Here is a 22137-nt window from a genome sequence, read left to right as displayed (position 1 = left end):
TCTTTTTTTATTTTTCTATTTGGCTATTTTCTTATTTGAAGGCTCAACATCCTTCAAATAAAAAAACAACCAAATGAACAAATTAACTCACCTGCCGGCCTTTCCACTGGTAACTACCAAACTTGCCCAACCATCCGGCGAGAACAATATAAGGAATATGAAATATCTGTCCGGGTATAAACCATAACAGTAAGGCCGTTTTATGAAAGAAACCCGCCACCGGCACGAGGAAATAGAGTTCCACCGTTACCTTAAACAGCAGCAGGATCAGAAAAGCAGGCCACCAATGCGGTATAAACAGCGCAATGGCTCCCATAGCGAACATTCCCACGTTGAAAAAATACACCAGCACCAACATCCAGGTGAGACGCTTGTCTTCGTATTTGTCGGCTTTGGACGACCACCTTATCCGCTGGTTCATAAAACCCCGCAGCGTTTCTACCGGCAATGTGCGTACAATCACGTCATCATTTTTCAGGTACATCACCCCGTCAGGATAGGCGTTATAAATTTTATACATCAGCAGCATATCATCGCCGGAAGCAATATTATCAATCCCTGCAAAGCCCCCTACTGCATGAAAAGCCGTCTTTTCATAGGCCAGGTTGGCGCCATTACACATGGTGCCGGATTTCAGCCGGGCCACTGCGCCGGTAATGCCCTGCATGGTAATAAAATCGAGCGATTGCAGCTTCATGAAGAAGTTACGTTCCTTATAAAAACTAACCGGTGCCGCTATAAATTTCGGGCGGTGTGTTTCATAGAACCGGACAATGGTTTCTATCCATTTAGGTCCCATTACACAATCAGCATCGGTCGTCACGATAAGATCCCCTTTCGCATGGGCGATGGCCATGGAGATCGCTTTTTTCTTGTAGGAATTCAGGCGTTCATTTTTAGTGAGCAGATCTGCCATCTTCAGCAGATGGATGTTAGTGGCCGGAAAACGGGTGATAATACCGGGGGTGTCGTCTGTAGAAAAATCATCTATAATAATCACTTCCAGCAGGTCAACAGGATAGGTTTGTTGTTCCAGGCATTTCAGCAGGGCAGGCAAATTCTCCGCCTCATCCCGTGCGGGGATAATAACCGTGACAGTAGTAGTACCCATCGGCGACGGAGCCGGTATATACTCGGCAAGCTTTCTCCAGCCCCGGCTATACCATAGCATCAATAATCCATAACCGAAGGCCAGTACGGCCACAAAAATCAAGAAAAAATACATTCAGCTCAGGTTTGTTTTAATAACGGTGGCCAGGTCCTTTGTAATCAGCTGGTGGCCTTTATCCAGCACCAGCATTTTACAGGGAAATGAACCATCCATAAACCGGGTACCCAGCACTGGCGGTATTACCCGGTCAAATTTTCCAAATATCAGGAGTGTAAAAACGTGGTGAGCACCCAATAATTGTTTACACTTTTTTTTATCCGGCATCATGCGGCGCATCAGCGTCCAGATGTTATAGACCTGTTCTCTTTTAGCTTGCTGATTCATGCGGTGCAGGGCGAATTTATACACGCTTTGATTCAGCAGTCCCAATTTCCGCCACAGCTCCAACAGGGTAAAGAACAGACGGGGATTGTCCGTATTGTATTTAAAGATACGGTTGCCGATGCTGGTCTGCGTTACAAACATATGCCAGGGGTTATTCCGGAGGCCATCGGCAGCCAGCATGATCAGGTTATCTATTTTATCAGCCGTGGTTTCCACCAGGCAAAGTGCCAGGCGGCCTCCCATGCTGTATCCCAGCAGGGAAAACCGTTCCCGCTGTTGTTGTTGCAGCACCATGTTCACCACCGCTGTCAGGTCGGCTTTTTCAAAAGGACGGTCTTCCTGCCAAACGGTTTCCCCATGCAATGGCATATCCAGCGCCACCAGGGTGAACCGGTCGCCCAGTCCATCCGCCAGCGGCGTAAAATGGGCGGCACTTTCACCGAATCCATGCAGGCAGATCAGCAACTGCGGACCTGTTCCGCTGCTGATTCCATGGAACCGGCTTTTAGCATATGGCAGATAAAAATCCATAAGGGGCAACAATGATAGGGAAAAAACCGGAGCCATTTAGGGATTTACGAATTTTTTGATTTACGGATTTTGGGATTTTGGGATTTTGGGTGAGCCCGGTGTATTTCTAATCCCCAAAATCCGTAAATCAAAAAATCCCTAAATAGCGGTATGGTTATATTTCAGCTTAATTCGGTAAATTACGGAAGTACCAAAAAAATCAGAAAACATGGACGCAACAGTTGACAATAAGCAGGCGCTGAAAGGCGCAGAGTTCCTGGTCAGAGAAAGTGTACCGGAAGATGTGTTTACTCCCGAAGATTTTTCGGAAGAACAGCTGATGATTAAAGACATGGCCGATCAGTTCATCAGTAAGGAAATAACGCCGATTGTAGAACGGATTGACAAGCTCGAAGAGGGTCTGATGCCTTCTCTCCTGGAAAAAGCAGGTGAACAGGGGCTGCTGGGCGCTTCCTTTCCTGAAGAATATGGTGGATTAGGTAAAGATTTTGTGACGGCTACCATTATTAACGAAGGGCTGGGTGCAGGCCACTCGTTCTCAGTAGCCATGGCCGCCCATACCGGCATCGGTTCGCTCCCGATCCTGTATTTTGGTACAGCAGAGCAGAAACAAAAATATATCCCCAAACTGGCTACCGGCGAAATGAAAGGCGCTTACGCCCTCACCGAACCCGATTCCGGTTCCGACGCCCTCGGCGCCCGGACCACCGCCAAGCTCACGGAAGACGGGAAATACTATGTACTCAACGGCCAGAAAAGCTGGATCACCAATTCCGGCTTCGCGGACGTATTCACCGTATTTGCCAAAATTGACGGCGATAAATTCACTGCTTTCATCGTAGACAAAGGTACCCCCGGCTTCACCCTGGGAGCAGAAGAACATAAAATGGGCATCAAAGGGTCTTCCACCCGCCAGATCTATTTCCAGGATGCCAAAGTACCCGTGGAAAATGTACTGGGCGTTATTGGTAAAGGACACCTGATCGCCTTTAATATCCTCAACATCGGCAGACTGAAACTTTGTGCCGCCGCCCTGGGCGCCGCTAAAAAGTGTATCGCCACTTCCGTACAGTATGCCAATACCCGTCAACAGTTCAAACAACCCATCGCCAATTTCGGCGCCATCAAACATAAGCTGGCAGAAATGGCGATCCGTACCTGGACCGCTGAATCAGCCCTGTTCCGTACCGCACAGCTGATCGACGAAAAAGAAAAAGAACTGCTGGCCTCCGGCAAACCTTTCAACGAAGCCCTGCTGGGCGCCGCCGAAGAGTATGCCGTAGAATGCGCCATCCTCAAGGTAAATGGCTCCGAAGTACTGGACTACGTGGTGGACGAAGGCGTTCAGATACATGGTGGTAACGGCTTCAGCGATGAATACATTATCTCCAAAGCATACCGCGATTCCCGTATCAACCGCATCTTTGAAGGTACCAACGAAATCAACCGCCTCCTCACCCTGGACATGACACTGAAACGTGCCATGAAAGGTAAACTGGACCTCATGACTCCCGCCATGAACGTAATGAAGGAGCTGATGAGCATCCCCGATTTCGGCAGCGACGATGAAACAGCTTTCAGCAAGGAAAGAAAACTCATCGCCAACTTCAAAAAAGCTATCCTCATGACTGCCGGCGCCGCCGCTCAAAAGCTCATGATGAAACTGGAAACAGAACAGGAAGTACTGATGGATATCGCCGATATGGCCATCGAAACTTTTGTGGCGGAAAGCGCCCTCCTGCGCCTCATGAAACTGGTGCAACACAAAGGAGAAGCCGAAGCTGCACTGCAAACAGACATCGTACGTACTTACCTCTATGATGCCGCAGACCGTATCAACAAATCCGGTAAAGACGCCATCAATGCCTTCGCAGAAGGCGATGAACAACGGATGATGCTCCTGGGCCTCAAACGTTTCACCAAAGCAGAACCCTTCAATGCAAAAGAGTCCCGCAGGAGAATAGCGGATAAACTGATTGCAGAGAACAAATACATCTTCTAATATTTAGGGATTTTTGGATTTACGGATTTTTGGATTTCGGGGATTTTTGGAATTTTTATACTTGTTGTAAGTGCAAAACATGATAAAAAATTCCCAAAATCCATAAATCCAAAAATCCGTAAATACCTAAATATCAATTGCTTTCTCCTATTTCCCTCTTATCTTTACATGATCACGCAGGGATATGAAGCACGTAAAGAGATTACTCCAGACATTAATTGCCATTGTAGTTCCCCTATCGGTCAGCAGCCAGGGATTCCTCCGGCTCAGCCTACCCTCCAGGGAAACCAGTAATGTGAGCACCGCCCGGCAGTTTATTGCCGGCAGAACCTGCACCGGTTGTAAGGTCTCCATCAACAATGAAGCTGTGTATGTATACAGTACCGGCACTTTCGCCGTAAAAAAAGAATTGACCGAAGGCAGAAACACTTTCACCGTATTGGCAGAAGATGCTAACGGTAAAACCTACACGAAAAATATTACCTGGTATTATGCACCGGTCCCTCCTCCCCGTGTGACCAGCGCTTTTCGTATAGACTTTATGGAGATATCGCCCAAAGGTAACCTGGAGTTGTCTGTTGGCGACACCCTGCATGTAAAAATCAAAGGATACCCCGGCGCTAAAGCCAGCTGGTTCAATAACATTCCTTTACGCGAACTGCCCGCCTCCCAAACCGGCGGTGTAGCCGGCTATTACAGCGGCAGTTACGTACTGCAACCTGCCGACTCGCCACTCAACGGGAAAATACAGGTACGGTTGCACAACGGCAGTGAAACAGCCATCCTGAACAGCACCTACCGATATAGCATGATGCCGCATGGCGTAGCCCTCACCGGCCGTACCATCGACAATATGACCTACCTTACTTCCACACCGGAAGGCGACCGGCTGGGACCCAACAAAATAGGGTATCTCGATAAAGATGTACTGCTGCATGTTGTAGGCAAACAGGGCGACTACTACAAAGTCCGCCTGTCATCCCGCGAAACAGCCTTCATCCCCGAGCCGCTGCTGGATACCGAAATCCCCCAGGAAGCACCCGCAGTAAGCATTGTATCAGATGCTAAAGTATGGGGCGATGAAAAAGCAGATTATGTATCCGTAGAACTGTCCGACAAACTGCCTTACACCTCTACCCAGATCGTATCTCCGGGTAAAATCATTGTAGATGTACACGGCGCTTATACAGAACAGGGCATCAACAGTTTGTTGCAGGGTACCCGGGAAATCACCGGCGTACAATGGCAACAGCCCTCGCATGATGTATTCCGGATGATCATCTCCCTAAAACATGCGCCCTGGGGCTATCAGATTTATTATGAAGGCAACCGTATAACGGTAAAGGTTAAACGCGTTCCGGAAAACCTCTCCCTGCGCGGCCTCATCATCGGCCTGGATGCCGGTCACGGTGGCGGTAACATGGGATCTGTAGGGCTTACCGGCGTTTACGAAAAAACACTGACGCTCAACCTCTCCCTGCAATTAAAAGCAGCACTGGAAAGAGAAGGCGCCTCCGTTATTATGACACGCGCCACGGAGAAGTTTGTTGCCAATGAAGACCGGCTCTCCCTTTTCCGTCGTGCTAATCCTGATTTGTTATTGAGTATCCACCTTAACTCTTCCGGCAATCCGGTAGACGTTTCCGGTACTGCCACCTATTATAAACACCCTTTCTGCGAACCGCTGAATGCCGCTATACACCGGCGTTTGCTGGAGACAGGATTAAATGATTTCAAAAACAACGGCGACTTTAATTTTATCCTGAATAATCCAACTGAGTTTCCGGATGCACTGATTGAAACGTTGTTCATCAGCAATCCCGGTGATGAAGAGAAACTACTCAGCCCAGCATTCCAACAGGAATTGATCAATAAGATTATACTGGGGTTGAAGGATTACCTGAAAAATCTGGAAAGCGGGAAATATTGATGGTAGCGGGTACCCCGTGCTACAACGTATAGGCGTATTCGGAAAAACGCAGAAACCCAGGGCTTCAGCCCTGGGTTTCTGCGTTTGCATCCCCACCATTCCACGTGGCGGGGATGCAAATCCATCAATTCGTTGTCAATGTTTGCAGGTATTTAGCCAGCCGGCTGATAGCCGCTGCCGCTGCATCTATCTGCTCTCCGGCTTCCTGCCAGCGACGTTGTTCAAGCGCTTCCCTCACACCCGGGATAGTTTTCACACCATAGCCGGTATAGAAGCCCGGGGCATATAAGGTATGTTTATACCAGGCACGGGAAGGCAAGCCTTTTTCGTTTAACAGCTGTTGTTCGGCCTGATAAAGTTGTTTATTCAATTGTGGTTTATTGGCAGCCAGTTTACCGGAGAAACCCTGGGTAACGGTATCCAGTGCAACCAATGCATTCTGTATAGGGGCAAAATCGATGAAAGGCACGGCAGCCCTTACGGGCGGGGGCGACAAGTGTTTGGCTGTATCAGCAGCCAGCTGGTATTTATTTTCGCGGAGGAGCTGATTTTCCAATGCGGTGGATTCCCGCAGGTCGGAGGCCAGTTCTGTCAGCTCGTTCACATATCCATTCACCGTTTCATACAATTTCCGGAAATCAAAAGGCAGGGTAACGGCATTGGCTATACGCAATGCCGTATGACCGGCAGTTTGTGACAAAACAACACCATAGCTGAAAGTGGGATCTTTGAACCGTACATAGTTATCATACGAATCATAGATGGAGTGATATTCCCCGCCGGCATCTTCGCCACCGAAGCCCAGGTCGAGTGAAGGTACACCCAGGTGTTGCAGGAAAGAAGAGTAATCGGAGCCGGAGCCCATCGCGTTGATGGTAATCCCCTGACGGGCCAGCTTTTCTTTCTTTTGTTTGACGGTAGCCGCCCGCAACACGTCAAAAGCCTGGCGGCGGGCCAGTATGCTGACTTTCGTTTGTGGATCGATGATGTCGCGCCCTACCTGGTTAATCAGTGTTTCGAAGGCATGGGAACCGCTGGCGTTGAGGAATCCGCGGCCGTTACCGTCAGAGTTGATGTAGACCACCGCTTTTTCCTGTAGTTCGGCAGCGTGATCTTCCACCCATTCGGTAGAACCGAGCAAGCCCGGTTCTTCACCATCCCACGCACAATATACCAGCGTGCGGCGGGGTTTAAAACCATCCTTGCTTAGTTCGCCGATCGCCTTCGCTTCCTCTAGCAATGCAGCGAGGCCACTGATAGGATCTGCCGCGCCATTTACCCAGGCATCGTGGTGATTACCCCGTACCACCCATTGATCCGGTTCTTCACTGCCTTTCATCTTCGCAATCACGTTATGGCAGGGCTTCATATCCCAGTTGAACACCAGCTTCAGGTGTACTTTGGTTTTGCCTGGGCCGATGTGATAGGTGAAAGGCAGGCCGCCCCGCCAGGCATCGGGAGCTACAGGGCCATCCAGTGCCTTTAACAGCGGGGCTGCGTCGTGATAACTGATAGGCAGTACCGGTATTTTCAACAGATTGGTTGCCTGCTGACGGTCCAGCCGCCTGGCGTTGGCGGTAGCGCCGATATTGGGTGTCAGCGGATCGCCGGGGTAAATAACCATGTCCATGATAGAACCCCGTTGTACACCGTATTCATTTTTGAAAGCGCCCTGCGGGTATACCTCACCAGCCACATAACCATCGTCTTTAGGGTCGGAGTAAATAATACAACCGATAGCGCCGTGTTCCTGCGCTACTTTGGGTTTAATGCCCCGCCAGGAACGGCCGTATTTGGCGATCACAATTTTGCCCCGTACGTCCACGCCGGCGCGCTCCAGGTATTCATAATCTTCCGGCAGGCCGTAGTTGACGAATACCAGCGGCGCTGTTACGTCTCCATCGGCGCTCCAGCAGTTGTAGGTAGGCAGCTGGCCTTCCTGGCCGGAAGTACCGTCTTCTTTGAGGGCTGGTTCTTTTAATACAGCTTTGTAGGTGGTGGGGCCGGTCATTTCCAGCAGGCGTTCTTTAGGCGTGGGAAACAATACCTGGTAGGTAACAATTTCCGCATCCCAGCCGTAGCTTTTAAACCGTTGCAGGATATCTTCCGCTACGGCTTTACCACGGGCCGAACCGATGTGGTGAGGCTGTGAGGAAAGGGATTTAATGGTTTCGCCAAGGTGAGTGCTGCTGAGATGTTGGTCAAAACGGGCTTCCAGCTGTTGCTGGCGGGTGGCTTCGCTGTCGGTATAACCGAGCATTTTCCGGTCCTGCGCCAGTACAGTACTGCCGGTGTACAGGCATACAGCCAGCAGCGGGTAAAAAAACGTTTTTTTCATAATCAGAGGTTCAGATATGTTGGTTGACAAAAGAAAGTTGGTATATCGGACAATATACAAATAGTCCACCATACCAATAGACTTTTTTAATGAAGAAATTATGAATATAACTTTTAGTTATTGCCCATAATCATACATTATAGGCCGAATAGTCTACTCGACCAGTAGATTAGTCTATATTTGTAAACACTTTCATAGCTTTATCCCTGTGAAACCATCCGTTAAACAATCATAAAGGATTTATATGTCAAATACGATACAAGAGTTCAACGACTACCGTGCAAAGATGAACGAAGTCATTTTGGGAAAGCAGAACAAAGTGATTAACAGGCTCTTCAATCTCGATACCAACACCTATGCCGAGGGCGCGCTCAGTACTAAAACCAAGGAAATGCTGGGTTTGGTGGCATCGATGGTGCTTCGTTGTGATGACTGCATTAAATACCACCTGGGAAAATGCCATGAACAGGGCATCAGTACAGAGGAGATGTATGAGATTTTTGCCGTTGCCAACATTGTGGGAGGTACTATCGTTATTCCGCATACCCGCCGGGCAGCAGAATATTGGGAAGAGCTGAATAATCAGTAACTTTACAGACTATATATACATATACTCATATATATTTAACTCATACAAATGTCAACAGCAACTATAGCTCCGCAGGCCTTAACAGCCAAAGATTTTGCAACGGACCAGGAAGTACGCTGGTGCCCTGGCTGCGGCGACTACTCTATACTTAAACAGGTACAAACTATTATGCCTTCGCTGGGTATTCCCCGCGAAAATATTGTGATCGTTTCCGGTATCGGTTGTTCTTCGCGTTTCCCCTATTACATGAATACTTACGGCATGCACTCGATCCACGGGCGTGCTACCGCCATCGCTTCCGGCCTGAAAGCTACCCGTCCGGAGCTGAGCGTATGGATCGTTACCGGTGACGGTGACGGCCTGTCCATCGGTGGTAACCACACCATCCACCTGCTGCGCCGTAACTTCGATGTGAATGTAATGTTGTTCAACAACCAGATTTATGGTTTAACAAAAGGACAGTATTCACCTACTTCCGAAGAGAACAAGGTCACCAAATCCACTCCTTTCGGCAGTATCGATCACCCGTTCAACCCGCTGGCACTGGCACTGGGCGCTGACGCCACCTTCATTGCCCGCAGCATGGACCGTGATCCGAAACACCTCCAGGAACTGCTGAAACGCAGCCACGCCCATAAAGGCGCATCCTTCCTGGAAATATACCAGAACTGTAACATCTTCAACGACGGCGCTTTTGAGATATTCACCGAAAAAAGCAGCAAGGCGGAAGAAACCCTGTTCGTAGAACAAGGACAGCCCCTGATCTTCGGCGCCCAGAAAAATAAAGGTATCCGCCTCGATGGTATCAAACCCGTAGTAGTGGAACTGGGCAGCGAATACAGCGCCAACGATCTCTGGATACACGACGAAAGCGACTTCTATAAAGCGCAACTGCTGACCCGCCTGTTCGATGACCCGCGCATTGAAGGCCATATGCCCCGTCCTTTCGGCGTATTTTACCAGACCCAGCGTCCTACCTACGAAGCAGTAATGGCCGCCCAGCTGGAAGATGCCCTCTCCAGGAAAGGTCCCGGCGATCTGGACAAGTTACTGGCAGGTAGTGAAACGTGGACTATTACAGCCTGATACCACCAATAGTTTATAAAAGAAGAAGGCCCTTTGATATGGTATCAAAGGGCCTTCTTCTTTTATTTTATCGGGATAAAATCTTACTCTTCTACCGCTGTTAATGGCCTAATGCTCCCAGCTCAAACATCACTTTATACAACAGCACCACACCGAAAATAATCATGCTGGCACCGGCGATGCGGTTAAGCCATTCTACGTTGGTGAGGGTAAGTTTATGACGGATTTTGTCGGAAACAAATACCTTGAGGATATCGGCGGAGAGTACCAGGGTGAGACATACGGTGTACATCACAAAACGGTGTCCTACGGTGGTGGCGCTATTGGCTACACATACGCCCAGCCAGAAGATAATAACGCCGGGATTGAGGGTATTCATCAGAAAACCGGCCAGCCATATCTTCAGGTAGTCGTGGGTACGGAACATTTCCGGTTTTTCTTCGCCGGTACTGATCTTCACCTTCTTAAAGAACAGTCCGTACACGCCCATCCCGATGAGCAGGAAACCACCTACCACACCAATGGAACGTTTGTATTCTTCCAGTCCGCTGATAAAGGACGTGGCCAGATTGCCGGTCAGTACAAACATAATATCGCTCAAAGACACGCCCAGCGCGAACGCGATGCCTGCCTTGAAACCATTATTAATACTGTACTTGATGATGGCGAATATTACAGGCCCCACCGATAACGACAGAAATAAACCCAGTCCTAATCCTGCTACAATTGATGTTATCATGCGTATATATTCGGGGTCACGGATTATGCCTGATGCTTCACTGTTTTACCAGCCAGGAACTTCTCCCAGTCTTTCAGTTTGTCTCCTTTCATCACCCGTGGGAATTTGTTCATCGCCCCTTCCTTGCCTTTGCAACGGAGATAATCGATGAATACTTCGTTAGGCAACACTTCCACGAACACTTCTTTCAGCGCAGATGTTCTTTCCACCGCGTAGTCATCATTCACTTCCGCCAGTGTTTGGTCGATGATTTCCCGCATACGGGCTATATCAGCTACGGGTTGGTCTGTGCCAATATACCAACGGTGGGCGAACAGGTTTTCGTATGGGAAACCGGCTACGGTAAACTCACGGATGGTAATACCCATCTTTTTCTGCACCGTATCGATCGCTTTGTTCATATTGTCGACGCTCATGTGCTCGCCAGCCAGGCTGAGGAACTGTTTGGTACGGCCTACGATCACGATTTCGTGTTCTTTCACCGAAGTGAATTTCACCACGTCCCCAATCAGGTAACGCCAGGCGCCGGCACAGGTAGACAGCATCACCGCATACTCCACATCTTCCACCACCTCGTTGATCATGTAAGATTTAGGATTCGGTTTTACTTCTCCGTCAGCGTCAAAATTTTCTTCATTAAAAGGAATGAATTCGTAGAAGATGCCCGCGTTGAGTACCAGTTTGATACCTCTTACACCCGGGCGCGCCTGGAACCCGAAAGAACCTTCAGAAGCCATGTAGGTTTCTATGAAGTTGACCGGCTTACCCAGTAATTTCTGGAAGCTGTCGCGGTAAGGCTCAAAAGACACCCCACCGTGAATATAGATAGCCAGGTTAGGCCATATTTCGTGAATATTTTTAACGCCGTGGTATTTGATGATCTCTTCAAATACGATCTGTACCCAGGCAGGAACCCCGCAAACGGTGCCTACATCCCAGGTAGGCGCTTTACGGACAATCAGCTTGATACGCTGCTCCCAGTTAGGCTTGCGGGAAATGCTTCCTCCGGGCTTATAAAAACGGCGAAACCAACGGGGGATATTCTTGGCCTGGATGCCGCTCATATCGCCCTCGTAATAGTCCCCTTTTTCAAAAAGGGAGGTCGTTCCCCCCAGCATCAGGATTCCTTTGGTAAAAGACTTGGGTGGAATATTGAAGTTAACCATGGAGTACAGCTGCTTCACCCCTACCTTCTTCACCGTTCTCAGCATGGCTTTGGTAACAGGAATATGTTTGCTGGCAGATTCAGAAGTACCGGAGCTCAGCGCGAAGTACTTGATCTTCTCCGGCCAGCTAACGTTGGCTTCCCCCTCCAGGCAACGGTACCACCATTCCTTGTGCATCTTGCTATAGTTGTGCACGGGTATTTTATCCCGGTACTGACCGATAAAATTCGGACTGTCCAAAATGTCCTGGAAATCGTAGTGCCGGCCAAACTCAGTATCCTTGGCCTTCTCCAGCAGACGGTGCAGCACCTGCAGCTGGTATTGGCGAGGTGTACCTAACTTAAACGTGAACTTCTTCCTGATACGTAGTGACCTGGAAATCAGATTACCTATGATGGCCATTAACTTTCCCTCTCTTTAAATGAACTGCAAAAATAAGTTGAATAATGAATATAAACGTGAATTACCTCTTATGAATTGCAAGTTAACGAATAACACATGTATTATTTAATAATAAAGCTATAAAATTGGCAACCGGCAATTGATAATTCGTTTTTACCTTTGCGGCATGCTAAAATCTACTTTACTCAAAGCTACTGAAGCCGGCGGAAAAATACTCCAACAATATTTTAACGGGGCTTTTGAAGTGAGCAGCAAAAGCACTGTCAACGACCTTGTAACGGAAGCGGACAAAAGATCTGAAGCGGTAATTATCGAGGTCATACGCGAAACCTACCCCGACCATTTTATTCTCAGCGAAGAAGTAGGCGCAATCAAAACCGATTCTGCCTATAAATGGATCATTGACCCGATAGACGGAACCGTTAACTTTGCCAATGGTATCCCTATCTGCTGTGTCTCCATCGGCGTGGAAAAAGAGGGCGAAATGATACTGGGAGCGGTATATAATCCCTTTATGAACGAACTGTTCATCGCGGAGAAAGGTAAAGGCGCCACCCTGAACGATAAACCCATCCATGTGTCTGCCAAAAACAATATAGCCACCTCCTGCCTGGTCACCGGCTTTCCCTATAAATGGGAAGAAAGCGATAACAACCCCTTACAGGTACTGCAACAGGTCATCAAAGAGGGTATTCCGGTACGCCGGCTGGGTTCCGCAGCTATTGACCTCTGCTGGGTGGCCTGCGGCCGTTTCGATGGCTTCTGGGAACACCACCTGCAAGCCTGGGACAGCGCTGCCGGATACCTTATGGTAGAAGAAGCCGGCGGTAAAGTAACCGACTTTTCCGGAAACAAATATTCTCCTTATCAAAAAGAAATACTGGCCACCAACGGCCATATCCATAGTGAATTGAAGCACCTCATTAACGGTAAATAAGTACTGGACAATATGGAAGAAAGAACAGAAATAAAAGACCTGGGAGAATTCGGCCTGATCGACTATCTCACCCGGAACATCGAAATACAGAACGCCAGCACCGTACTCGGTGTAGGCGACGATGCCGCCGTCATCGATCATTTCGGCAAACAAACGGTGATCAGCACAGACATGCTCGTGGAAGGTATCCACTTCGACCTCATGTACACCCCGCTGAAACACCTGGGCTACAAATCAGTGGTGGTCAACCTCTCCGATATCTATGCCATGAATGCTACGCCTACACAGATCACCATGAGCATAGCCTTCTCCAACAAGGTATCACTGGAAGCTCTCAACGAATTTTATGAAGGCGTATACGCTGCCTGCGAAAAATACGGCGTAGACCTCATCGGCGGCGATACCAGCAACTCCCAGAAAGGATTTATCATCAGCGTTACTGCCATCGGCGAAGTAACACCTGACCAGTTCGTAAAAAGATCTACTGCCCGGAAAGGCGACCTGCTCTGCGTTACCGGCGACCTCGGCGCCGCTTACCTCGGTCTCACCCTCCTGGAAAGAGAAAAGAAAATATTCCTGGAAAACCCGGATGTAAAACCAGACCTGGAAGACCAGACCTATATCATCGGACGGCAACTGAAACCGGAAGCCCGCAAGGATATCATCGAATTCCTGCAGGAACAGGAAATAGTACCTACCGCCATGATGGATGTAAGTGACGGCCTTAGCTCCGAAATACTCCACATCGCCAAACAAAGCAACCTGGGCGTAGTACTGTATGAAGATAAAATTCCGATCGCCCAGGAAAGCAAGGAAATGGCCCTGAAATTCGGCCTCGACCCTACTGCCTGCGCACTCAGCGGCGGAGAAGATTATGAGCTGCTGTTCACTATGAAACAGCAGGACTACGATAAAATTGTGCTCAATGAACAAATCAGCGCCATCGGCTACATGACAGACATCTCCGAAGGAGCGCATATTCACACCAAAGGCGGTAATAAATTCAAACTGGTGGCACAAGGCTGGAACGCCTTCCAACAGTAGCATTTAGCGATTTGATCATTTGGTTATTTAATTATTTAGGGATTGTCTCAAAGTCAGACAATCCCTAAATAATTAAATAACCAAATGATCAAATGATTTTATTTCGTTACGATTACTTTAATCCCCTGGCTGTTATGCGTAGGCGGCAGGTCACCGGCAAACACACAGAACTTCAACAGGTATTCTCCTGGTTTATCAGGCATGACTACCGGCATCGTAACCACCCTGCGCAACATAGCACGTTCCAGTGTTAAATCAGATTTCACCGGCGATAACCACTCTTCCTTAGCTGAAAAACCATACCCCAGCATCGGCGGATGTTCCCGGTCTATCGGGAGCGGTCTTTTGTAACCATTATTCGGTTGCAGCACAACATTCACCACTTCCCGCGGACGGGCCTTGATTTGCTGCAATCCCGCCTTCATCTGTACCAGCGAATACGAATAGTAAGCCGGCTGTATATTGATATCCCAGGTACCACGAACGGTTTTAATACTATCGTTGACCGGCATATCCGCTCCCGGCTCAAATACCACCAGGGCCGGTTTTCCCCACAGCTGCGTTTCCGTATCCCAGAAGTTATATTGACTGCGGCGGGAATACCGGCTGTTAAGGCTGTACGATAATTCCCCGGTATAAAACATATACTTGGAAGGCAACTGGTAACTGTTTAAAAACACTACCGGGCGGCCTGCGGCCCTGGTAGCCAGGGCAGATGTCCATGCTTTGTTATGATGTATTTCAGGTCGTACTTCTACACCCGGCATAAAGTCCCACATCATATACACCCTCACCACCAGCACCAGAAACAGAGAAACAGGCAACGTATATAACAGCGCTTTCCGGGACCATCCTTTGCGCACAATCGTCTGATGGGCCAGTATCACTACAGGCGTGAACACCATCACCGTCCAGTTGGCCTCTACCCTGCCTTTGAAGGTACTGATGCAGAAAAACACCAGCACGCCGATCAGGCTGAATTTGAGCGCCCGCTCAAATGTGTTCTGAATCGGGCAACGGAAAGCATAATACAACAGCAGCCAGCCCATTAAGGGACCAAACAGCAATAGCTGTCCGCCGAGGTAATCCAGCGTAAACGTGATATCGTAAGCAGAAGCATTTCTTTCTACCAGGTGATATTGCAGGGAAGGAAAACCATGGGTATACTGCCAGTAAATATGCGGGAAAAAGAGAATAGTCGTAATAATACAGGCGGCCCAGAACTTACCCACCCGCAGCAGGTTCATGTTCGACAGTACAGTGAAAAATACCAGTAACACGCCGTGGTACTTGCTGTAAAACATCAATGCCATGGCCAGGCCCAACAGCAGCGTATTCCGCCAGTTCTGGCTGGCCAGGAAATAACGGTATGCCCAGAAATATACCGCAGCAAAGAAAATCAGCGGCACGTCCGGTACGGCCAGCATGCCTCCTATCTGCATAGCGCCCATGGAGCCTATGATCAGATAAAACAGGATATTGTCTTTAGAAGCGATCAGCCGGGCAGTGATCCATAGTGTAATGGTATTGATCAGCACAATAAATAACCGCACCCCCAGTTCATTATGGAAAATGCCGTAACCCATTTTTATCAGGAGGGCAATCATCGGCGGATGATCAAAATATCCCCAGTCCATATGACGGGAATATACCCAGTAGTAGGCTTCATCGTCCCACAGTTCAGAGAAACAGGCTTGTAAAAGCCCCAGGACCAACCAGGTCAACAGAAACAGGTTCTTATATTGTCTTCTCGTAAAAAAGCGGATTATGGCATCCATGCAGCTAATTAATGATGATTTATCTGCGAAGATACTGGTATTAACAGTAACCTGTCGTGTTCCGGTGCCTGTCCGGCACGATAAATACAGCTTGATAACCAGCTTCCGGGCATTCCGGCCGGGTACCGGATGAATATCAGCGTGTTGAATAGCGGGCGGAGTAGGGCTATATTTCGTATAACTCCAGGGGCAGCCCATCAGGGTCGGTGAAAAAAGTGAAACGTTTACCCGTGTACGGGTCTATCCGGATGGTTTCGGTGGGTACGCCTTTGTGGTGCAGTTCCTGCACAGCGGCAGCGATATCATTCACGGCAAAAGCCAGGTGACGGAGGCCGCAGGCTTCCGGGCGACTGGCCCGTGGCGGCGGATCGGGAAAAGAAAAAAGCTCGATGACGTACTGGTCGCCCAGCGCCAGATCCAGTTTCCAGGAATCCCGTTCATCGCGGTATATTTCCCGGATGATCCGCAGGCCCAGCACATCGGTATAAAAGGCTTTACTACGTTGGTAATCAGCACAAATAACAGCGATATGGTGCACAGCCTGCAGGAACATCCCGGTAAAAATTAAACGAGTTCGTTACTAAGGAAAGTGAAGTTATCTGCGTCTTTCAGGAAAGGAATGTTTTTCCTCACTTCTTCCAGACGGTCACGTTGAAGGGTATACGTAAAAATATCTTCATCGTGTGACTTGCGGTAGATGATTTCACCCATAGGGTCTATCAGGCTGGTTTCCCCGCTGTGATAGATGTTATTACCATCATTGCCTACTCTGTTGACGCCGATAGCGTAACATTGGTTTTCGATGGCGCGGGCCTGCAGCAGTGTAGTCCATGCAGTGCTGCGGCGTTCGGGCCAGTTGGCCACATATACCAGCACATCATAGGCCGGGTTGCCATCCGGCTGAATGGTATTACGTGCCCATACCGGGAAACGCATATCATAACAGATGTTCAGGTTGATTTTCCAGCCTTTTACCTGGGCAATCAGGCGTTTATCGCCCGACTGGTAATGCTCATGTTCGCCGGCATAACCAAACAGATGGCGTTTATCGTAAGTGCCAAAGGTGCCGTTGGGCAGCATCCAGATGAGCCGGTTTACATAGTGACCGTTTTCTTCGATAGCGAGGCTTCCGGCGAGAATGATATTTTTTTCGGCGGCTTTTTTCTTCATCCACTGCACAGCGCTTCCATCCATAGTTTCAGCCACTTTTTCCGGCTTCATGCTGAAACCGGTGCTGAACATTTCAGGTAAAAACACCACTTCTGTCCGCTCTCCTATGCTGTCGATTTTTTCATCAAACATCCGGAGGTTAGCCGCAATATCTTCCCAGTAAAGTTGGGATTGTATCAGTGTAATTTTTAAATCTGCCATTATCGGGTATTGTAACACAAAAGTACAGCCTGACGGATTAGAAACTTTTCAAATTATCCCTGCTTCAGGCGTCGTTATTTGCGATTTGTTCAAGCACATCATTGATAAGGGCACTTTCATAGCCCCGCTGCAGCAGGTGTTGGGTGGTTTTATACCGCCGTTTCAGCGCAGTTTCACCTTTGAGCGACGCCAACTTTTTCTCCGCCAGCTTTAGCAGCGCAGCATAGTAATCGTCTTCATCAATCTCTGCCAGTCCTTTGCGGATGCAGTAGTCAGACACCTGTTTTTGTTTCAGCTCCGCCTTAATCTTGTTACGGCCCCACTGTTTAATCCGGAACTTACCGCCGGCAAAAGCTTTGGCATATCGTTCCTCATTCAGGAAATTGTCTGCTATCAGTTCCGCGATCGCTTCTTCCACAGCATCGCCCCGTAGTCCCAGCTCCAGGCATTTATATTTCACTTCCTGGTGGCACCGCTCCTGATAAGCGCAGTAGCGTCGCAGGGCTTCTAAATCTTTCTGCATGCGGACTATCTTACGATCCTCAGCTTGGCGTAGTTAAGCATGATTTTCTTTTCCCCCCCGCCTTTCGGAAATACGACCGTAGCAATACGGTTGTTGGGAGCGCCTTCCATAGCGGTAATGGTACCAAAGCCAAATTTCTGGTGTTCTACCTGCATACCTGGTTCCATTTCTGCCGGATCATCCGGTGCAAATCCGGGGGTAGGTACGTGTGTAGTAGCGGCAGAAGTTGGTCGTGGCGCCGGTTTCGGAGAAGAGGGCTGGGATACGGGTTGGCCCGGTGTCTTTTTCTGCATCCGGTCAAACATGTTGCCCATATTACCGCCGCCGCCCCATCCGGAGGTACTGCCACTGCCGAAAGCATTGCGAACGCTTCCGCCACCGGCATAACTGCGGTCTATAAATTTCTCCGGCATTTCTTCCAGGAAACGGCTGGGCTCATTCTGTACCAGGTTACCAAAGCGGTAACGGCTGTTGGCATGCGTAAGCCACAGTCTTGCTTTAGCACGGGTAATGGCCACATAAAACAGGCGTCTTTCTTCTTCCAGCTCTTCGCGGGTGTTGATAGACATGCCACTGGGGAAAAGGGTTTCTTCGAGGCCCACGGTAAATACAACCGGGAACTCCAGTCCTTTAGCCGCGTGGATGGTCATCAGTTTCACCACGTTGCTGTCTTCATCATTACCCTGGTCCGCATCCGTCAGCAAAGTAATCTGCTGCAGGTAGGTGCCCATGGTTTTGTTGTCCAGCAGCTCCCCTTCTTCATCCGGTGTTTCGGTGAATTCCTTGATGGAGTTGAGGAGTTCCTGCACGTTTTCGTAACGGGCGAGGCCTTCTGTGGTTTTATCGTTGAAGAGTTCTTTAACAATATTGGTGGATTTACCTACTACCACGGCTACATCGTAGGCGTTGTGGGTGGTAAGCATTGCCTGGAAGCTTTTGATCATTACCACGAAGGCTTCGATCGCTTCTACGGTACCGCCTTTGAAGCCGAATTCCCGTGCTCTTTCCAGCACTTCCCACATGGTGATATTGTGCTCATTGGCGAGTACGATGGTTTTTTCCAGGGTAGTTTTACCGATACCCCGCACCGGGTAGTTGATGATCCTTTTGAGCGCTTCTTCATCGCGGGTATTCATGGTTACGCGGAGGTAAGCCACGAAGTCCTTGATTTCCTTACGCTGGTAGAAAGACAGGCCACCGAAGATGCGGTAAGGGATGGCTTTGCGGCGCAGACATTCCTCAAAGGCACGGCTTTGGGCGTTGGTACGGTAGAGGATGACGAAGTCGCGGTTTTCGTAGTGGTTGCGCAGTTTCTGCTCCGCAATGGTGTCCGCTACAAATTTACCTTCTTCATTATCGGTCATGGTACGTACCAGTTTGATGGTATCGCCCTCTGTATTATCGGTCCACAGGTTTTTCTCGATCTGTCCTTTGTTGTGGGCAATCACTTCATTGGCCACGCTGAGGATGGATTTGGTACTGCGGTAGTTTTGTTCCAGTTTCACCACTTTCACATCGTCGTAGTCTTTTTCAAACTGGAGGATGTTTTGGATGGTAGCGCCACGGAAGGAGTAGATGCTTTGAGCATCGTCGCCTACCACGCAAATATTTTCGTTGACCGCTCCCAGCAGTTTAATGATCTCGTACTGGGCCGGGTTGGTATCCTGGTACTCATCGATCATGATGTATTTAAACTTGTGCTGGTATTTATGCAGCACTTCAGGGAAACTTTTCAGCAGCACGTACATTTTAAACAGGAGGTCATCGAAGTCCATGGCGCCATTTTTAAAGCAGCGTTTGGCGTACATGTCGTAGATTTTTCCGATAAGGGGTCTGTTGGCCCGCATATCTTCCTGTTGTACGAGGTGGTCGAGCTGGTATTCTTCCGGTCCCATCAGGCTGTTTTTGGCAGCGGAGATACGGTTATATACGAAGTTCGGTTTGTAGTGTTTATCGTCGAGGTTAAGCTCGTTCACGATGGTTTTAACAACGCTTTTGGCATCATCTGCATCGTAGATGGTAAAATCGTTGGGATAGCCGAGCCGGTGTGCTTCTGCGCGGAGCAGGCGGGCAAATACGGAGTGGAAGGTACCGATATAGAGATTGCGGGCTTCGCTGCCTCCCAGGATTTTTTCCACACGTTCTTTCATTTCACGTGCTGCCTTATTGGTAAAAGTCAGCGAGAGAATATTAAACGCGTCTACCCCATTCCGCATCAGGTGTGCAATACGCGTTGTCAGTACTTTCGTTTTTCCCGAACCCGCGCCTGCAACGATCATCAGGGGGCCATTGATATGTGTAACTGCTTCCCGCTGTCTTTCGTTAAGCTCGTCTAAATAATTTTCCTTCATCACGACTTTTTTGTGAGGGTGTAAAAGTACGAAATGAAACTGTGATTCTATGGATTTTGCGGATGCTGTTAAGCAGTGCACATGGCTTTTACTTGCCAGCGCGGCATGCGGGCTAAAAGACAATGGCTTCCGGTTTTATAAATCTTTACAACAGGTTATATTTCAAAAAAACGCTATTAATGTCTGGTTATCCTGGTTTTCAGCATTTTCCGGGCAAAGTGAATGCGGCTTTTCACGGTGCCTAATGGCTCATTCAGGATAGCAGCGATTTCATAGTACTTATACCCTTCAAAATACAGCAGGAAGGGTTGTTTAAAGATAACGGGCAGGTTGTAGACTGCCATCTGTACGTCTTTCACCCGCAGGTCCGATTCCGCAAAGTTGCCGATAGCGGAAGGCTGGTGGCTCAACAGGTAATCGCCCACCGCATTGTCCAGTAATTTATACTGGCGGTTACCTCTGCGGTAGTTGTTGATAAAAATATTCCGCATAATCGTATACAACCATGCGCGGATATTGGTACCGGCGAGGTATTTATCGCGGTTAGACAGAGCCCTGAACAAGGTTTCCTGATAGAGGTCCTTGGCAGACTCTGAATCTTTGGTGAGCGTAACGGCATACGGCCGCAGGAAATCGGCATTTCCCAGTAACAAGTTGTTGAATTCGGTGGATGACATAACGGTTAACTTTAATTTTTCAAAATAGGCTACAGTAAGCAACCCTTTCCGGGGCAGGGAGTAAACAATCAAAAAATGGGGGGGGCAGCAATGGTAGCCACCGGTACTCCGGACCGATGTACTGCCGGCACCTGTAAGCGCCTTGAGCCGCGGTGGTATCAACACCGGCAGGCCGACGAGAAAACAGGTACCACTAACCAGGTGTTTTAATTTTCATCGTATAAGCGTTTTAGTTAGAGAATAAACTTACATCTGGGATCTTTTGTTGAACAACAACAGGGTCTTCCGTTTTTCATTTATTTTCTTCGTAACCGGAACGATAAGGATATCAGCATTACCCCCGATATCACTGCATAAAAGCCAAACAACCATGTCAGCGTAATAGCAGCCGTTTCAGGGTTAGATAATAACAGGATGCCAAAAAGAATCGAAAGCACCCCGCCAGCGATATACCAACCTTCTCCGGTTATCAAAGCTCTTAGCCTGATTGCAATAATAATTTCAAAAATACCGGCCAGCATGGCCCAGAAACCTACCAGGAAAATTAATGCAGCACCCGTCGCAAATGGATTATATAAGGTCAGGATACCTAATATAATACCTACCAGTGCCGACAATAAAAACATGCCCCAGTTCTCAGCTGTCTTACGGGCCGCTATAGCCCCCACCATGGCAAATGTGCCGGCAATAAAAAGATAGGCTCCTAAAAAAACAATCAGCGTGGTGAATGTAACTCCCGGCCATACAATAGCCAACACGCCCAACACCAAAGCAAAAACACCCCTGAGCAAAAAAATCCACCAATAGGCACTATAAAAATTACGCATGCATCCTCGTTTTATAATTCACAAATAGGTACTCCGACTCATCCGATAGGGTAAAAAATCGCGTAAACAACCAGGTATATTTTGAGTTTTCATAAGGATTAATTATAAAACGATAACGATGCCCTCTTCCTAGGGTATTCCATGACAACGGCTCCACTGGCGCGGGACTAATGCATACATCCTGCGGGTACAATGGGCAATCAAAGGAAAGATGGCAGGTGCTTTCATAATGGTAATTTTAAATGGTTACCAAATAGCGGGGTCTAAGTTTCCGGTTCAATAACAAGCTTATACACCGCCTGATACTATAAATGCCAAATTTGAACAACAACAGGTAAGTCGAAAAGCTAA

Annotated in this window: 19 protein-coding genes; 7 read left to right on the top strand and 12 right to left on the bottom strand. The window is 48.5% G+C overall.

Features of this window, described 5'->3' with window-relative positions; all coding sequences use genetic code 11:
* Positions 1–82 precede the first annotated feature (82 nt).
* Complete coding sequence (locus tag ICL07_RS25395; RefSeq protein WP_188090872.1) at positions 83–1225, bottom strand: glycosyltransferase; 1143 nt, start codon at positions 1223–1225, stop codon at positions 83–85.
* A complete protein-coding gene (locus tag ICL07_RS25390; protein WP_188090871.1) occupies positions 1226–2026 on the bottom strand; it encodes an alpha/beta hydrolase in 801 nt (266 codons plus the stop codon).
* 208 nt (positions 2027–2234) lie between these two features.
* Between ICL07_RS25390 and ICL07_RS25385 the strand changes: the two genes are divergently transcribed.
* Both ICL07_RS25385 and ICL07_RS25380 read left to right on the top strand, forming a co-directional pair.
* Positions 2235–4028, top strand: coding sequence for an acyl-CoA dehydrogenase family protein (locus ICL07_RS25385; protein ID WP_188090870.1), 1794 nt, complete (start codon positions 2235–2237; stop codon positions 4026–4028).
* A gap of 184 nt (positions 4029–4212) precedes the next feature.
* Positions 4213–5958, top strand: coding sequence for an N-acetylmuramoyl-L-alanine amidase (locus tag ICL07_RS25380; protein ID WP_188090869.1), 1746 nt, complete (start codon positions 4213–4215; stop codon positions 5956–5958).
* A 124-nt stretch (positions 5959–6082) separates the two neighbouring features.
* Here the strand turns inward: ICL07_RS25380 and ICL07_RS25375 are convergent, their stop codons facing one another.
* Positions 6083–8296 (bottom strand): transferrin receptor-like dimerization domain-containing protein, encoded by a 2214-nt coding sequence (locus tag ICL07_RS25375; RefSeq protein ID WP_188090868.1) that lies wholly within the window; start codon positions 8294–8296, stop codon positions 6083–6085.
* A 244-nt stretch (positions 8297–8540) separates the two neighbouring features.
* On the opposite strand from ICL07_RS25375, the gene ICL07_RS25370 reads away from it, so the two are divergent.
* Both ICL07_RS25370 and ICL07_RS25365 read left to right on the top strand, forming a co-directional pair.
* Positions 8541–8885: a carboxymuconolactone decarboxylase family protein gene (locus tag ICL07_RS25370; protein ID WP_188090867.1), complete on the top strand. Its 345-nt coding sequence runs from the start codon at positions 8541–8543 to the stop codon at positions 8883–8885.
* A gap of 48 nt (positions 8886–8933) precedes the next feature.
* Positions 8934–9971, top strand: coding sequence for a 2-oxoacid:ferredoxin oxidoreductase subunit beta (locus tag ICL07_RS25365; protein WP_188090866.1), 1038 nt, complete (start codon positions 8934–8936; stop codon positions 9969–9971).
* A gap of 100 nt (positions 9972–10071) precedes the next feature.
* Here ICL07_RS25365 and ICL07_RS25360 read toward each other — a convergent pair whose 3' ends face one another.
* Together ICL07_RS25360 and ICL07_RS25355 are read right to left on the bottom strand one after the other, a co-directional pair.
* Complete coding sequence (locus ICL07_RS25360; protein ID WP_188090865.1) at positions 10072–10710, bottom strand: LysE family translocator; 639 nt, start codon at positions 10708–10710, stop codon at positions 10072–10074.
* 23 nt (positions 10711–10733) lie between these two features.
* Positions 10734–12278, bottom strand: coding sequence for a GH3 family acyl-acid amido synthetase (locus tag ICL07_RS25355; RefSeq protein WP_188090864.1), 1545 nt, complete (start codon positions 12276–12278; stop codon positions 10734–10736).
* 166 nt (positions 12279–12444) lie between these two features.
* On the opposite strand from ICL07_RS25355, the gene ICL07_RS25350 reads away from it, so the two are divergent.
* Both ICL07_RS25350 and thiL read left to right on the top strand, forming a co-directional pair.
* Positions 12445–13215: an inositol monophosphatase family protein gene (locus ICL07_RS25350; protein ID WP_188090863.1), complete on the top strand. Its 771-nt coding sequence runs from the start codon at positions 12445–12447 to the stop codon at positions 13213–13215.
* A gap of 12 nt (positions 13216–13227) precedes the next feature.
* Positions 13228–14259, top strand: a complete 1032-nt coding sequence (thiL, locus tag ICL07_RS25345; RefSeq protein ID WP_188090862.1) for a thiamine-phosphate kinase — start codon at positions 13228–13230, stop codon at positions 14257–14259.
* A gap of 98 nt (positions 14260–14357) precedes the next feature.
* Here thiL and ICL07_RS25340 read toward each other — a convergent pair whose 3' ends face one another.
* The 6 genes from ICL07_RS25340 to ICL07_RS25315 form a co-directional block, all read right to left on the bottom strand.
* Positions 14358–16037 (bottom strand): ArnT family glycosyltransferase, encoded by a 1680-nt coding sequence (locus ICL07_RS25340; RefSeq protein WP_188090861.1) that lies wholly within the window; start codon positions 16035–16037, stop codon positions 14358–14360.
* Between the two features lie 166 nt (positions 16038–16203).
* The gene (locus tag ICL07_RS25335) at positions 16204–16590 is read right to left on the bottom strand and encodes a VOC family protein (protein ID WP_188090860.1); all 387 of its coding nucleotides are present in this window, start codon (positions 16588–16590) and stop codon (positions 16204–16206) included.
* 11 nt (positions 16591–16601) lie between these two features.
* Positions 16602–17408 carry an amidohydrolase gene (locus ICL07_RS25330; protein WP_188090859.1) on the bottom strand — a complete coding sequence of 269 codons (807 nt, stop codon included), beginning with the start codon at positions 17406–17408 and terminating at the stop codon, positions 16602–16604.
* Between the two features lie 64 nt (positions 17409–17472).
* Positions 17473–17931, bottom strand: coding sequence for a regulatory protein RecX (locus ICL07_RS25325; RefSeq protein ID WP_188090858.1), 459 nt, complete (start codon positions 17929–17931; stop codon positions 17473–17475).
* Between the two features lie 5 nt (positions 17932–17936).
* Positions 17937–20282: an ATP-dependent helicase gene (locus ICL07_RS25320; RefSeq protein WP_188090857.1), complete on the bottom strand. Its 2346-nt coding sequence runs from the start codon at positions 20280–20282 to the stop codon at positions 17937–17939.
* Positions 20283–20458: 176 nt separating this feature from the next.
* Positions 20459–20959, bottom strand: a complete 501-nt coding sequence (locus ICL07_RS25315) for an RNA polymerase sigma factor (protein WP_078669945.1) — start codon at positions 20957–20959, stop codon at positions 20459–20461.
* Between the two features lie 75 nt (positions 20960–21034).
* Between ICL07_RS25315 and ICL07_RS32635 the strand changes: the two genes are divergently transcribed.
* Entirely contained in the window at positions 21035–21169 is a 135-nt protein-coding gene (locus ICL07_RS32635; protein WP_281389723.1) for a hypothetical protein, read from the top strand.
* Between the two features lie 86 nt (positions 21170–21255).
* Here the strand turns inward: ICL07_RS32635 and ICL07_RS25310 are convergent, their stop codons facing one another.
* Positions 21256–21786: an HdeD family acid-resistance protein gene (locus ICL07_RS25310; RefSeq protein ID WP_188090856.1), complete on the bottom strand. Its 531-nt coding sequence runs from the start codon at positions 21784–21786 to the stop codon at positions 21256–21258.
* Positions 21787–22137: the final 351 nt, after the last annotated feature.

The organism is Chitinophaga qingshengii (assembly GCF_014529935.1).
In the GTDB taxonomy this organism is placed as follows: Bacteria; Bacteroidota; Bacteroidia; order Chitinophagales; family Chitinophagaceae; genus Chitinophaga; species Chitinophaga qingshengii.
The sequence above is the reverse complement of the archived record's forward strand: the minus strand, read 5'-3'. Positions and strand labels throughout refer to the sequence as shown.